The 14,784-nt window shown below is 43.5% G+C and carries 10 protein-coding genes; 2 read left to right on the top strand and 8 right to left on the bottom strand.

The genetic code is table 11. The annotated features are described in order from the left end of the window. The first annotated feature begins 2 nt into the window (after positions 1-2). A complete protein-coding gene (locus SORDD05_RS07620) occupies positions 3-617 on the top strand; it encodes an ATP-binding cassette domain-containing protein (RefSeq protein WP_000130639.1) in 615 nt (204 codons plus the stop codon). 183 nt (positions 618-800) lie between these two features. Here the strand turns inward: SORDD05_RS07620 and SORDD05_RS07625 are convergent, their stop codons facing one another. From SORDD05_RS07625 to SORDD05_RS07660, 8 genes are all read right to left on the bottom strand, one after another. Then, on the bottom strand, positions 801-2,285 hold the full coding sequence (locus tag SORDD05_RS07625) for an ABC transporter substrate-binding protein (protein WP_061418597.1): 1,485 nt from the start codon (positions 2,283-2,285) through the stop codon (positions 801-803). Between the two features lie 107 nt (positions 2,286-2,392). Beyond that, a complete protein-coding gene (locus SORDD05_RS07630; protein WP_000818290.1) occupies positions 2,393-3,313 on the bottom strand; it encodes a carbohydrate ABC transporter permease in 921 nt (306 codons plus the stop codon). Positions 3,314-3,326: 13 nt separating this feature from the next. After that, complete coding sequence (locus SORDD05_RS07635; RefSeq protein ID WP_061418600.1) at positions 3,327-4,256, bottom strand: ABC transporter permease; 930 nt, start codon at positions 4,254-4,256, stop codon at positions 3,327-3,329. A gap of 209 nt (positions 4,257-4,465) precedes the next feature. Next, complete coding sequence (locus SORDD05_RS07640; RefSeq protein WP_061418603.1) at positions 4,466-5,581, bottom strand: DUF4767 domain-containing protein; 1,116 nt, start codon at positions 5,579-5,581, stop codon at positions 4,466-4,468. Positions 5,582-5,693: 112 nt separating this feature from the next. Further along, entirely contained in the window at positions 5,694-7,574 is a 1,881-nt protein-coding gene (locus SORDD05_RS07645; protein WP_061418606.1) for a beta-N-acetylhexosaminidase, read from the bottom strand. Continuing rightward, entirely contained in the window at positions 7,568-8,437 is an 870-nt protein-coding gene (locus SORDD05_RS07650; RefSeq protein WP_061418609.1) for an ROK family protein, read from the bottom strand. Before SORDD05_RS07650 ends, SORDD05_RS07645 begins: the two co-directional genes overlap by 7 nt. A gap of 98 nt (positions 8,438-8,535) precedes the next feature. Further along, a complete protein-coding gene (locus tag SORDD05_RS07655; RefSeq protein ID WP_061418613.1) occupies positions 8,536-11,181 on the bottom strand; it encodes an alpha-mannosidase in 2,646 nt (881 codons plus the stop codon). A 54-nt stretch (positions 11,182-11,235) separates the two neighbouring features. After that, positions 11,236-12,516, bottom strand: coding sequence for a glycoside hydrolase family 125 protein (locus SORDD05_RS07660; RefSeq protein WP_061418616.1), 1,281 nt, complete (start codon positions 12,514-12,516; stop codon positions 11,236-11,238). 170 nt (positions 12,517-12,686) lie between these two features. Here SORDD05_RS07660 and SORDD05_RS07665 point away from each other — a divergent pair, with 170 nt between their 5' ends. Continuing rightward, positions 12,687-14,774 (top strand): GH92 family glycosyl hydrolase, encoded by a 2,088-nt coding sequence (locus SORDD05_RS07665; protein ID WP_061418619.1) that lies wholly within the window; start codon positions 12,687-12,689, stop codon positions 14,772-14,774. Positions 14,775-14,784 lie beyond the last annotated feature (10 nt).

Consider the following 14,784-nt stretch of genomic DNA (forward strand, 5'->3'; position numbering starts at 1 on the left):
ATATGACAGACCTACATTTAAAGTCTATTCGTAAAAACTATAAACACAATGTAATTTTTGAAGACCTTTCCTTTGAGTTTTCCAGTGGGAATATATACGGAATTGTTGGATATAACGGTTCAGGAAAAACAGTTTTACTCAAGTGTTTAGCGGGATTAGAATCTATAACTGAAGGAGAAATCGAATTAGATGGAAGCATACTTGGAATCGATTTCCCCTTCTTACCCAGTGTAGGTGTTATTATTGAAACTCCAGGATTTCTGGAAGGTTATTCTGGTTTTGATAACTTACATCAACTAGCTCTAATCAAAAATGAAATAGGCGAGAAAGAAATTATCCAGAGTATGATAGATGTAGGACTCGATCCTAGTTCCTCTAAAAAAGTGAAGCACTACTCTTTAGGAATGAAACAAAAATTAGCTCTAGCACAGGCTTTTATGGAAAATCCAGATATATTACTTTTAGATGAACCAATGAACGGACTTGATAAGCAATCTGTTCAAAAAATTCGAGAAAAATTACTCCACCTAAAAGAAAAGGGTAAACTCATTATTCTAGCTTCTCATATAGAGCAAGATATCGAATGTCTCTGTGATGAAGTTCTATACTTGGGATAAGAGTGATTTATTACAGAGCCAATACTCCTCATAAAATAGCACTTCTATACAAAAAAGACCAACTATACCTAAATTATAGTAGTTGGTTTATTTTTCATTTCAAAAAATCACTACCTCCCCTGGGAGTCCCAGAGGAGGTAGTGATAACATTTTTTAGGAATGAATACACGAAATCAGTTTGTCTTATGATTTTTTGCTTTTCAAAAATTCGTCGTATTGTTTTTGCATTTCATCCAATACTTTTTGGTAGGCACCTTCAGATTTCAATTTTTCCATTAATTCTGGGATTGCTTTATCTGGGTCTACAGTACCAGTGTTGATAGCTGTATCGAATTGTTGCATTGTGTTAGAGATTGCTGAAATTTCAGATTTCACACTGTCAGTGTTAAAGATGAATCCAAGCGCTGGAGATTCTTTAGCTTCTGCCAATTGTTTCTTAGAATCTGCAATTTGTTGGTCTGTAACGTTTTCGTTGATGTAAAGAATCCAGTTGTTACCAGTGTTCCAACCTGACATGTGAGTGTTTCCTTTATATCCATCAAGGACGCGGACACGGTTTTCTTTACCTTCAACTTTTTCCCAGTTCTTGCCTTCTGGACCGTAAACAAGACCGTTCAAGAGTTCTGGGTTAGTGTTCAAGAGGTTCAACACTTCCATTGATTTTTCTTTGTTCTTAGAGTTGTTTGAGATGACAAAGTTAGCAACTTGTGTTGTTTGGTTTTTCTTGATGAAGTTAGTGATTGGTTTGATTTGGATATCTTTGTTAGCAACACGTGAAAGCAAGCTGTTACCGTAGTCAGCTGGTCCTACTGTTTCTTCACGAACGAACCAAGTATCTTGTTGAAGGTCAAATGAAGTGTCGCTTGTTGCTACGTCTTTTGGAATGTATCCTGCTTCATAGAATTTGTGAAGAGTCTTCAAGTGTTCTTTGAAACGAGGTACTTCGTAACGGTTTACGATCTTAGTAGTATCTCCTTCAAGGTCGATAACAAATGGAAGTCCGTTTGGTACTGGATAGTCAAAGTTATCAGATGGGATAAAGTTCTTCGTAACTGCAAATGGTACTACGTCTGGAGCTTTCTCTTTGATTTGTTTCAAGACTGGTTCAAGTGTTTCGTATGAAGTGACACCTGAAATGTCGATGCCATATTTGGCAAGAAGAGCGCCGTTGAAGGCAAAGTTTTGAGATGATGCAACGTTGGCTGCAACTGGAACAGCGTAGATCTTACCATTTACAGTGTTCCCTTTGATGTAAGCTGGGTCAAGTGCTTTGTAAAGCTCTGCTCCTTCTTTCTTGTACAAATCAGTCAAGTCAGCGTAAGCACCTTTTTGAGCATTTACAACATAGTTATCTGCAAAGGCGATATCATAGTTTTCACCAGATGATGTGATAACGGACATTTTCTTGCTGTAGTCACCCCATCCGAGGTATTGGATATCCAATTTAGCACCAACTTTTTCTTCGATGATTTTGTTTGCATTTTCTAGCAATTCATCCAGATTGTCCGGTTTGTCACCGATTTGGTACATTTTAAGAACAGGTTTTTCACTTGAAGCAGTGTCAGCAGCTTTTTTGTTATTACCTGTAAGGTTTCCACAAGCAGCAAGACCTGCAGCCAAAGCGACTACGCTAGCAGATGCAAAAGCATATTTTTTCCAGTTTTTCATGATAAAAACTCCTTTTTTTATTTTTAAACTTATAAACGATTTAATGATTTTAACTTCAGTTACTAAGATGAAGTTGGGAAGAGAGAAACGGTATTTCTCAGCAAATGCTATTCTTTCACACCACCGATCGTCAAACCTTTAACAAAGTAGCGTTGGAAGAATGGATATAGAATGGCGATCGGAAGGGTTGCAACGACAACCATGGCCATACGTCCTGTTTCCTTTGGAAGAGCGACTCCCAGTTGACCAGAAAGGCCGACTGCTTTGGCGATGTAGTCCATATTTTGTTGGATTTGCATGAGCAAATACTGTAATGGATACAAGTTGTCACTCTTGATGTAAAGAAGGGCGTTGAACCAGTCGTTCCAGAAACCAAGAGCTGTCAAAAGCGTGATGGTTGCGATACCTGGTAGTGACAATGGCAAACAGATTTGGAAGAAGATCCGGGCTTCACTAGCACCATCGATACGAGCGGACTCGAGAATGGCTTCTGGAATGGTCTTCTTGAAGAAGGAACGCATCAAGATGATGTTAAATGGTGAGAGAAGCATTGGAACAATCAAGGCCCAAACTGTGTCACCCAGTTGAAGCAAACGAGTGACCACGATATAGCCTGGAACCAAACCAGCGTTGAACAACATACTAAGTAGAACGAAAATCGTAAAGAATCTGCGGTACTTGAAGGTTGTCCGTGAGATGGCGTAGGCATAAGTTGTGGTGATAAAGACGTTTGTCAAGGTTCCGACTACTGTTACAAATACTGAGATAAAGAGCGCTTGTAATATCTTATCTTTAAACTGAGCCAAAAACTCGAAACCATCTAATCCAAACTGTGATGGGAAAAAGCTATATCCATGTTGAAGGATGCTCTTTTCATCTGTGATGGAAATCATGATGACAAAGATAAAGGGCAAGATGCAAGAGAGAGCAATCAATCCAGAAATAATACTGAAGAAGATATCTGCCTTCTTACTAAAGGAGTGAATGCCGACATTATCAATTTTTGCTTTTTTAATTTTTTCTGCCATGCTTTCCTCCTTTCTAGAATAGTGCTGAATTTGGATCCACTCGTCTTGCAAGCAAGTTTGATAGGATAACCAGTATCAAACCGACAACGGACTGATAAAGACCAGCTGCTGACGCCATACCAATGTCCGCTGTCTGAGTCAAACCATTATAGACATAGACGTCTAGTACATTGGTTACATTGTAGAGCTGACCAGCATTGTGAGGGATTTGGTAGAAAAGACCGAAGTCTGCACGGAAGATGTTTCCGACTGCAAGGATAGTCAAAACAGTTATCAGCGGTGTCAACTGTGGAATCGTTACATTGCGAATCCGTTGCCACTTGCTAGCCCCGTCCACTGTTGCTGCTTCGTAGTAGGTAGGATCAATTCCCATGATCGTCGCGTAGTACATGACACTGCTATATCCAAAACCTTTCCAGATACCTAGGAAAAGGAGAAGATATGGCCAAATACCTAAGTCTGCATAGAAGTTAATCCCCTTCACACCAATGGTTTCCAAGAAACGGTTGATCACCCCTTTGTCGATGTTTAGGAAAGCATCTGTAAAGAAACTGATGATAACCCATGACAGGAAGTAAGGGAACAACATAGACGTTTGGAAAATCTTAACCATTCTCTTAGAGCGAAGCTCGCTGAGGATAATGGCAATCCCTACTGATACAATCAAACCGATAAAGATAAAGCCGAGATTGTAGAGAACGGTATTACGAGTGATGATAAAGGCATCTTTTGAACTAAACAAGAATCTGAAATTATCTAACCCGACCCATTTACTATTCACAATACTATCTATGAAACCATTACTGGTCATATGGTAGTCTTTAAAGGCGACCACATTCCCAAATACTGGAATGTAAAAGAATAGAATCAACCAGAGTGCCCCTGGTAAAACCATCAAGAGAAAGATCCAGTTATCTCTCAAGGTCTTTGAAAACTTTTTCATAATTTCCTCCCTTTTTATTCCTAAAAACTGATTTCATCGAATTTTTAGGTTTGATAACGATTACATTATTAGTATACTCCTATTTGAAGGTCAGGTTAAACTACTAATTATAGAAAAAACTCCACAAATTATTTTATGTGGAGAAGTTTTTTATAAGAAATAGGTTTCACGAGAAACACTCTGCATGCGATAAATGTATTTCCGCTTTACTAATTGAAAACTTGTTCTAATATTGGGTGATGAAACTCGACAAAATGAACCTGAGCATTTATGATAGCCTCTGATTCATTTTTATCAATCTCTGGTCTTCCTTCTGTGTGTAAAAGAGCAGGATTACCATCCTTGTAGCCAAAGAGAATCACCTCTGTCTCTGCTTCATTCACATAGCAAGCTAGGACATCAAACCGCCCAGAACCAGAACCAGCAATATAGCCATACCATTTAAAAGTACAGTTCATTCCATCCACTTGTCCAAATTGCATTATCTGGTCTGGCACTGCAAGTCCGTAGTAGCGACCATATGTTGCTAGGTTAGTTGACTTAAATCTTTCACCTTTACTATCTGAATAGGATTCCATGGCTGTTTTTATCTTGTCTATTAAAGAACTATTATCTGTATCTGGCTCGCTCTCTGTAGTTACACTTGTTTTTAATAGAAATTCCTTAAAACGTTGCGCTAAGTCTGTATTCTCAGTCTCTTCAAAATTTGCAGTAGGGATAGTTTCCAGTGTCTTATCGGTATGCAAGACCTGTGCTTGCCCATCCTTCAGTGTAAATAGGTAGAAATGTTTGTCCTGATTGTCATAGTAGGCATCCAAAACCAAGTAATCATAGGCATTGTCACTCGATACTCCAAAAACATTCCATTTGACACTTTTCTGAGAGACAGTTGTTGTTTCTAATTTTTTGATGAGGTCATTCTTTTCATCAAAGTTTGTATGCTCTAGTCTATGATAGGACTGCCCCATAGAAGAAGCCCAGCTTGCAAACTCTTCTTCCCACTTTTCGGTGTTGTATTGGATTAGCTTCTGAAAATCTGAGTAGTTCTTCATAATCAAAGCTTGATCAGTCGGATTAGATAACTGGAGTTCTTCCATGGCTGCAACTGTGGCAGCCATAGGTGACTGAACAGTTGTATCCTTGGATCCTTTTTCGTGCGAAAGAGCCTTTTGATAGGAATCTGCTAAATAGTGAAAATAGTTGGTTGTTTCCTTGGTTTGTTGCTCCCTTGGTATTGACGGACTAGTTACGCCGTCCTCTGTCGCTCTGTGGCAGGCAGATAAGACTAGCATACTAGCACCTAGGACCAGTAGTAACTTTTTCATGGTCATACCTCCAAACTATCCTTATACTTTCATTATACTCCTTTCCTATCTCCAAATCAAAAAACATCTCCATGTATTTAAAAGGAGATGTTTAATTGTTTGTGATAAACGCCTATGTCGTATAAATCGTCGAAGCTGTCGCAATGGTATGCCACTGATTAGCTGTAGTTGCTGCGAAGTCCTTGTCTGCGTAAAAGTCAGTAAATGGTAGGATTTCAACTTCTAGCTCATCGATGCGGTCAATCTGTCCTGCCAGATAAGCCTCGATGCGGCTTTCTGCTCGTTTGATACGTTGCAAGAGTCCGCCCATACGGATATCGACCGTATCCAAGCCAAAGACCTTGTTTTCTTTCAACCATTGACGGCTAAAGAGGGCATGGAAGTGTTCGATTTGGCTTCTGAGTTCTGGTAATTCTTGTCTTGCGATTTCTTTCAGACTTTCTTTATCGTTTGCTTGGTAGGCCTGACGGATGCGTCGTCCCACATCCACTTTACTACTTAAAATCTGGTTCAACTGGGCCTGAGTTTCAAAGAGGTAGGCATAGTTTCCTGCTTTTTCTTTGATTTCAGCAAGCGTTTCAGCAGCCTGAGCGAAGTGCGGTTTGTCCTGTTCAGGTGTCATGTGTCTATCAAGAATTGGGCAGAGAACATCTTGATAAAAGACATAGCGGTTGGGATTGATGCCACTGAGATTGTCTGGCAGGTCTGGCAAGAGGTTGGCAAGGTCAATCTGCATGAAGTCTTCTACTGATAAACCTGTATTGGTCTTGAAGCGAGCAGACAAACGCTCTAAGTCATTGCGGTAGCTGAGTTCTGCCCAGATTTGCAAGCTGGGTAGGATAGAAAACTGGGCAGTCTCGCCACCGTTGTCTCCCCAACCCGTCACAATGACTTCTTTGATGTCATTAGCACGACAGGCTTTATTGGCTTCAAGAGCGATGAGGCGACTGAAATGGTTGTTGGGTGTGAACCCAATCCACTTCCAAGCCCCCCCTGCAAAGGCGATATCCTGGCTAATCTTGTGGTGGTTGCGGAAATTGCGGTTGTATTTTTCCTCGCTATCCTGATAATAATCCCAGTAAACCAAGGTTACACGGTCTTTGAGACGGTCTAGGTAGACACGAGTTTCCTCTGGAATTTCCACATCACGGTCGTACTGACCATCTGCTGACATGAGCTTAAAGAACATATCGCTCCACATCTGGCAGTGGAAACCATACTTGTCAGCAATATCCAGCACGCGCTCCAAGTGTTGGCACATGAGAAGACTACGATCCACTACTCCATTCAAGATGAGGTAGCGTCCCAAGCCAACCAAGTGGGCCTCGTCCATACCGATATTGACCTTACGGGTTTGCAATTTAGACAGAGTGGCAAACATGCCATCAATCAGATCATAAACCTTTTCTTCGCCGATGAGGAGAATGTCCTCTACATCACGAAGCTCCTGCACTTCCTTGACACCCCATTTGACAAAGGCCGACAAGTGGGCCAAGGTCTGGATACAGGGCACAAAGGTCATATCAAACTGCTGGGCATAGGCTTCGATTTCCTGCAGCTCCTCTGCTGAATAGGCGCCACGGAAATAGCCAAAGTAAGGCTGCCCCTCAATCTGGTAGGTGTCTTCCATGTAAAGCTCAAAGGTTGAGTAGCCCATGAGAGCCAAGATCTCAATCATCTGCTTGGCAGAAGCCACATTCAGCACCGCATTTCGGGAACAGTCTGCCATGTAGGCCAAGTCTTCGTAAGCCGCCTGCTCCTCAATCGCTACTTTGTCAGCTTCTACTAGAGCTGTTGCTAACAAAGACAAGGCGCGGTAGAGTTGGTGAGGTTTGCGATAGGTTAGTTGATAGTGTCCACTTTCACCCTTGAGAGAGATAGAGGCTTGGTCAGACTGAGCGACTGTCACCTCCACATCTGGTAAAGAAATGTGATTTTTTAATGCTTCAATAGCTTGCGCTTGTTTGGGACTAAGTCCTGTAAATGTTACCACTGATTTTCCTCCTGTAGCCAGTTAACAAGGGCACCGTAGAGATTGGCATCTGCATGATAGGTGCAGGCCTGGATAACAGGTGCTACCGTGTATTCTTCGTAGATTTCGACAAATTCATTGACGGCTTTTTTGACCCCTTGGATAAAGTCGGGGTTTTGGCTGATAGAGCCACCCAAACTAATGACATCTGGGTCGATGAGATACTGGATATTGAGCAAGCCTTGAGCCAGATTGCGATTCATGCGCAAAATAGCTTCTTGACAAAGAGCATTGCCTGCTGCGGCCTCTTGGTAAACCTTGCGTCCGTCCCAGTCAGTCTGACCAGATTTTTCAATCACATATCGCACCATATTTCCAGTTGACGCTAGTTGCGACCAGTTGTTGAGCTTTTCTGCTGGTTCAATGGTTGTCATGTAGCCAAACTCTCCACCCAAGCCGTGTCGACCCCGGTGAAGCCTACCATTGATAATCATGGCTCCGCCGATTCCAGTCCCAATTACGACACAGGCTGCATTTTCAATCTCTGGATGAGCTAGCAATTCACTAAGTCCAACACAGTTGGCATCATTTTCCAGGTGGACAGGTAGTTGATGATGAGCAAGTGCCTCATACCAAGAAAAGCCGTGAATATAAGGTACGGCACTAATTCCCTCAATCACACCTGTTTCTTGATTGACCGCGCCTGGAACACTCATAGCGATCCCACTATAATCTTGTTCTGCCAAGCGTTGGTCTAGCCAAGCCAGCAAATCCTCCAAACTTTCTGGCGTTGGAGTGCTTGTCTTATCCAATGTTTTCCCATCAGGAGTCAGACTGGCAAACTTAATCCCAGTCCCTCCGATATCAATAGTTGCAATGGTCATTGTTCTTCCTATAAAAAGGGGCGAATCAGTAGTTAATCCTTACTCTTTCGCCCCTCCTTTCTATCTCATAGTATTAGTTATCAAACGCCTTAAAACTGTTAAATGTCTTCTTTTTTGATCAATTCTGTACGAATTTCTTGTGGCGCTAAGAGTCCTGAATGAACTGGATATGGTCGCTCAAGCAAGTCCAAAATGGTTTGTTGGTATTCTGATATGCGTACATTTTCTTGACTCATATTGTAGTAACGAAGTACATATCCTTCTTCATTTTCAGCAACTTTAAAGGCTGTCGGGCAGACTTGTGGCAAGCTGAGCGCTGCATGGCTCAAGAGGCTACCAGTCGCTGCCACACTTCCTTCTTGTTTAGCAACCTGAAGACTAGTGAATGGTGTTTGGAAGGCTTTGGCACGACGGAAAGCGGAGAAGCGTTCCCCTGCTTGGTGGCACTCAAGAGCAAACTCGACTTCAAACTCACGCAAGCACTGAGCCTCTGGTGTCGGGAAGTAACCCCAGTCACCTAGCTCACCTGAGGCACGAAGAATGGTCACTGCAATGGTATCATCTCCAAGGATTTCATACTCATGCAGCCCTTTATTGGCCACCGTTACCCCTTTTTCATCATCATACAGACTAACAAAGGCTTGTTGGTGTTGAGGATTTTCAGGATTTTCCCATGAAGGCGCTGGTTTATTTGGTCGTGTCACCACCTCATAAATGCTTTCCGAATCATTGCTTGGACGCGTATTATGAGTCTTGACCAAGAGACGGATACGGTGATCCTTAGCGGTGTTGGTAAAGCGAGTCTTGAAGCGGATTTGAGGATTGTCAACAAAGATGGTCATCTCTGTTTCCAGAGGAAGGGTTGTCCATTCTTCTGAACGTCCAGCTTCACGTGTCATAAACTCAATGATGCCTCTTTGTTCCGCATCCAGTTTTTCGTCTGCACTTACTGGAATTGTCAATTCATGCTTGAGCAAGATCTTGGCAAAACGAGCTGTATTTTCCAAGACTTCATAGCCTGTCAGCTCGGCGTAGATAGGCTCTGTTCCTTTTGGTTGGAAGTAGATATACTCATTCCCGATGTCCCCACGGTCTTCAAAGCGAACAACATCCTCATAAGCTTCATGAGTTGTCTTGTCGTAGACTGTGATGCTGTCATCCACACTGACCGTTACAAATGGCGTATCAATCACTCCGTTTTGGTAAATACCGTCACGGTGTTCTTGTTCTCCTTCCAGCAATTGGAAAGTTGTCCAAGAAAGCGGCGCTAGGTGAACGGGAACCGTCACACGCACTTGGCGAGCGATACGAGCTTGACGGAACTTGTCTTTTGGCAAATCATACTCAAAATTAGCTCCCAAATCTTCGATTTTCGCCTCTACAGCATGCCCTTCCAAGTCTTCGACACGGTAGCTTGGCAAGGTAAGAGCGTCCATCTTCTTATAGCCTTCTGTTGGGTGCAATTCTTTGAAGTCACAAGTCGCAACATCAATCACGGTGCTGACAGTATCGACCTTGTCATGCAAACCTGTATTGATGACTGTAAAGAGAAGGTCGCTTTGGGCTTCGTGGGTTGCAATTTTACCCTTCCACTCGTTGAGAAGGTTCGTCTTAACGAAGTTTCCAACTTGGTTGACCTTGGCAAAACGTGTCTCCATCTCACGGTGAACTTCGTCAATACTACAGCCACAGATACTGTCATGGGGCGCATTTTGTAGAAGAACTTTCCAAGCATAGGTCAACTGGTCCTTATGGTTGTGCCCGCCAGTGATGACAGTTAATGGCTCCACCACTTGTTCTAGGAGGTTGCTATTTTCTTGGAAGGCTTGTTTAAGGTAAATCCGTGATGAGGAGGTGTTAGCAAGCGTGTACCAACCATCTGTTTCTTGACTGGTCAACTCACCCGTAACCGTAGATAGTTGCTCCGGTAGAGCACTTTCTACTGCATGGACATAGTCGTCAAATGAACTATGCACAAAGGTCACATCTGGGAAGAGTTCATTTGCCACACGAATGGCTTCGCTCAGATTTCGCTGTACAGGCTGGTGGTCACATCCATTCATCATTAACCACTGGTTGGTCGAAGCATAGTCACGCACGTCTGACAGTTTTTGTTTCCAAAAGGCCAGGGCTTCATCCTTATCAACTGGGATTTCATTTCCGTTACTGTACCAGTTGGCAAAGAGGATACCGAGAACACGACTTCCGTCTGCACCCTGCCAGTACATTTCTGAAAACTGGGATGTGAACTGCTCATCTTCGAGGACTTGGTTGTCAAATCCAATCGGCTTCACACCACGACCAAAGGCTGCCACGTGAATGCCTGATTTTTGAAGGATTTGAGGAGCTTGTCCCATATTTCCAAAGGTATCTGGGAAGTAACCAATCTGGGTCGAGTTGCCCCATTTTGCACATTCTGCTTGACCAATCAAGGTATTGCGAACATTGGCTTCACTAGAAATCAAGTAATCATCCTGCAAGATGTAAAAGGGACCAATTTTGAGTTTGCCTTCGTCAATGTAACCTTGGACTTTGTCGCGATTTCCAGGGCGAATTTCCAAGTAGTCATCTAGGACAATAGTTTGTCCATCCAAGTGGAAACTCTTGAACTCAGGGTCATTTTCAAAGAGATCGAAGAGATTGTCAAACAATTCCACCAACTGCATACGGTGGCTTTCAAAAGGCAAGTACCACTCACGGTCCCAGTGACTGTGTGAGATAATATGTACAACAACATTTTCCATGAGTAAAACCTCATTCTAACTTAAATTTTTATTTCTATCTAACTAAAGAACTGACTAGCGGATATCTAGATAATCCAAGACCAATTCACAGAACATCATGTTGGCCCAAGAGAACCATTCACGTGAGTAGAGCGTTGGGTCGTCCACGTGGAAGCTTTCATGCATGACACCTGTGCCACCATCGCAGGCAACCAGCTGATCGAGCAAGTATTTTTTCTCTGCCTTATCTCTTGTTGTCAAGCCTTGGATAGAGAGGGCAATGGGCCAGATATAGCGATAGAAGGTATGAGAACTTCCTAGGCCACTTGCGTATTCACCTTGGTAGAAATATGGATTTTCAGGGCTTAGAATGGTGCGACGAGTTGCTTGATACACTTCGTCTTCAATGTCGCAATAGCCCAGATAAGGCGCCGCCAGCAGACTTGGTACGTTTGGATCATCCATGATGCTAGCATTTCCTAGACCATCCACTTCAAAGGCGTAAATCTTTTCGCCCTTGCTGTTGGTCGTATAGGCATAGTTTTCGATGCCTTCTTGAATTTCAGACTGGAGACGCTCAGCGTCTGCCACGATGTTTTGGCAATCAGCTAGATCCAGTTCTGCAAAGATTTCTTGCACATATCCCAAGACAACGACTGCAAACATATTTGACGGAATCAAATAGCTATACTGACAGCAGTCATCACTTGGACGGAAGGCTGACCAGGTCATACCTGTCACTGCAAAGTCAGGTCCAAAACCATCATTTATCAGAGTGTCTTCCTTGCGGTCTGTATCCCGAACGAAACGATAAGGTGAATTCTTGTGGTCTTGTTCCACCGTCCACAGATAAAGAATTTCCTTGGTCGCTGCGACAAAAGTCTCATCAAACTGACTGGTCTCGCCAGTTTCTTTCCAGAGGAGATAAGCCAGCTGCAAAGGATAGCAAAGCGAGTCCACCTCATACTTACGTTCCCAAATCCAGCCATTAAGCTCTGTGTGGTCAGTCTCATGGTGACCCTTCCAGTTTTCCTCAATGTTAAAGGAGTTGGCATAAGGATCCTTGAGCACCAAGGTCATCTGACGCTTGACCAAACCAGCAATGGTCTGACGCAAGAGAGGATCTCTTTTAGCCACATGAAGGTAGGGTCTGAGTTGGGCTGTCGAATCCCGAAGCCACATGGCAGGAATATCCCCAGTCAAGACAAAAGTTGAGCCATCTTCTAAGATTTCAACCGTATTGTCCAAGGTGTCTGTATAGCAACGCTCAAAGACATCTACCCACTCCGGATGGTCCTTAGCCCGCTCCGCTACTTCGTCCAGCCATTCTCTAACAATTTCTTTCGAATAAATCATCGTGCAGTTTCCTCTTTCAAACAAGTTTCATGTTCAGTATATAGTTTTTGAGACAGAAAATACATACACAAATGATAGTCATTTTTCTACAAAATTGCTTACTTTCGAACCCCATATCTAAAGGCCTCATTTTTCTGATATAATGTAGAAAAACAGCTAAAGGAAAGACTATGAAACCACTACTTGAAACCATTGATACCCGCTTTGGGACTGCTAGCAAGCATGCCTTTTCTCGGGGAAATACCCTGCCCTACACAGGCGTCCCTTTCGGGATGAATTATTTTGTTCCCCAGACCAGCGATCAGGAGGGTGCTTGGTTTTTCGATCCGCATCTGCCCATCTTTCAGGGAATTCGCTTAACCCACCAGCCCAGTCCTTGGATTGGCGACTACTCTTGGCTCCTCCTAACACCTGTCACAGGCCAGCTGGGTGGAGATAGCCTCTTTCACCGTCAATCCTCCTATGATATGGATAAGGCCTCTTTCCAACCTCATTATCTGAAAATTTTCTCCCTGCGCTATCAGATTGAAAGCCAGCTCACACCGACTTGCTACGGCGCTTCTATTCGTTTGGAGCAAAAGCAAGGCAAAGCCCTCTCCCTCTACCTTCACGCAGCAGATGAACTGACAGTCAAGCAAGTAGATAAGCGAACTCTTTCCCTACGACAAGAAGGCAAAACTGAAACCAACAAAAATCCGCTAAAACTATTCACAGCTCTACAAATGAATACGAATATTCTTGCTGTCAGCCAAGAAGGCGGGGACTGGCGAATTGACTTAACAAGTAGTCACGTCGAAATCCAGCTAGCAACTTCTTTTATCTCTCCTTCTCAGGCTCTGCTTAATCTACCTCAGAAGGACTTTGATAGCTGTAAAGCCAGTGCACAAGCAGACTGGGAAAATCTTCTCCATCGTTTTGATGTGCTGGAAACAGGAGAGGCTGACCGAACCTTCTTTGATCACTGCCTTTACAGACTCTTCCTATTTCCTCAGACTTTTTATGAGGTTGATGAATCAGGGCAAGCCATCCACATGGATCTAGCTACTGGTACTGTCAATCCTGGCGTCCTCTTTAGCAACAATGGCTTCTGGGATACCTTCCGCACCACCTTCCCCCTCTTTGCCCTTATCATACCAGAACATTATCGTCTCTTTTTAGAAGGCTTTCTCAATAGCTACCGCGATACTGGATTCCTTCCAAAATGGCTAGCCCCAGATGAACGTGGCATGATGCCTGGTACCCTTTTAGACGGCATTATCACAGATAGCGCCTGCAAGGACATGGCTCCCGACTTGGAAGAAGAACTCCTCCAGGCTATGCTTGAAACAGCCAGCAAATCCGACCCTCTCGGCATCAATGGTCGCCACGGACTAGCCCAATACCAAGAACTGGGCTATCTCTCTACCGACCACCACGAAAGCGTCAGCCATACCCTAGACTATGCCTATAGTGACTTTTGTATCGCTAGCTGTGCCGAGAATCTTGGTCAGAATGACATCGCTGAGACTTATAAGGTTGCGTCACAAAATTACCGCCATCTATTTGACACTGAGACAGGCTACATGCGAGCGCGAGACAGTCAAGGCAACTTCCGCCCTGACTTCTCTCCTTATGGTTGGGGACGCGACTACGCCGAATGCTCTGCTATTCAAGCGACTTTAGGTGTCCTACACGACATCCCAGGTTTGTGTCAACTCATGGGCGGAAAAAAAGCCTTTAGCAACTATCTTTTGAAAGCCTGTCAGGATGCTCCCCTCTTTGAGACGACTGGTTATGGTTACGAGATTCATGAAATGAGCGAGATGGCAATAGCTCCCTTTGGACAACTTGCCATTTCCAACCAACCTAGCTTTCACATCCCTTATCTCTTTCGCTACAGCAACTACCCTGACTACACTGCTCTACTCATCAAAACCTTGCGTCAGAAAACCTTTCACCCAAGCTGGGAAGCCTATCCTGGCGATGAGGACAATGGTAGTCTCTCTGCTTGGTACATCTGGTCAGCTCTTGGATTCTACCCGACCTGTCCAGGCAAGCCCAGCTACGATCTCGGAATTCCTCTCTTTGACCACCTCCGTATCTACCTGGCTAAGGAAAATAAGTGGCTGGATATACATGCCGAGCAAAACTACAGCCATTTCAACTTTGTCAAAGAATGCCGATTGGACAAGACCCCAGTATCTAACATTCAACATCAAGACCTCTTAAAAGCTGAGCAACTGATCTTCACACTTAGCTGGTTGCCAAGTCACTCATAACCAAAAGAAC

Origin of the sequence: Streptococcus oralis (assembly GCF_001578705.1) — a bacterium.
Lineage (GTDB): Bacteria > Bacillota > Bacilli > Lactobacillales > Streptococcaceae > Streptococcus > Streptococcus oralis_J.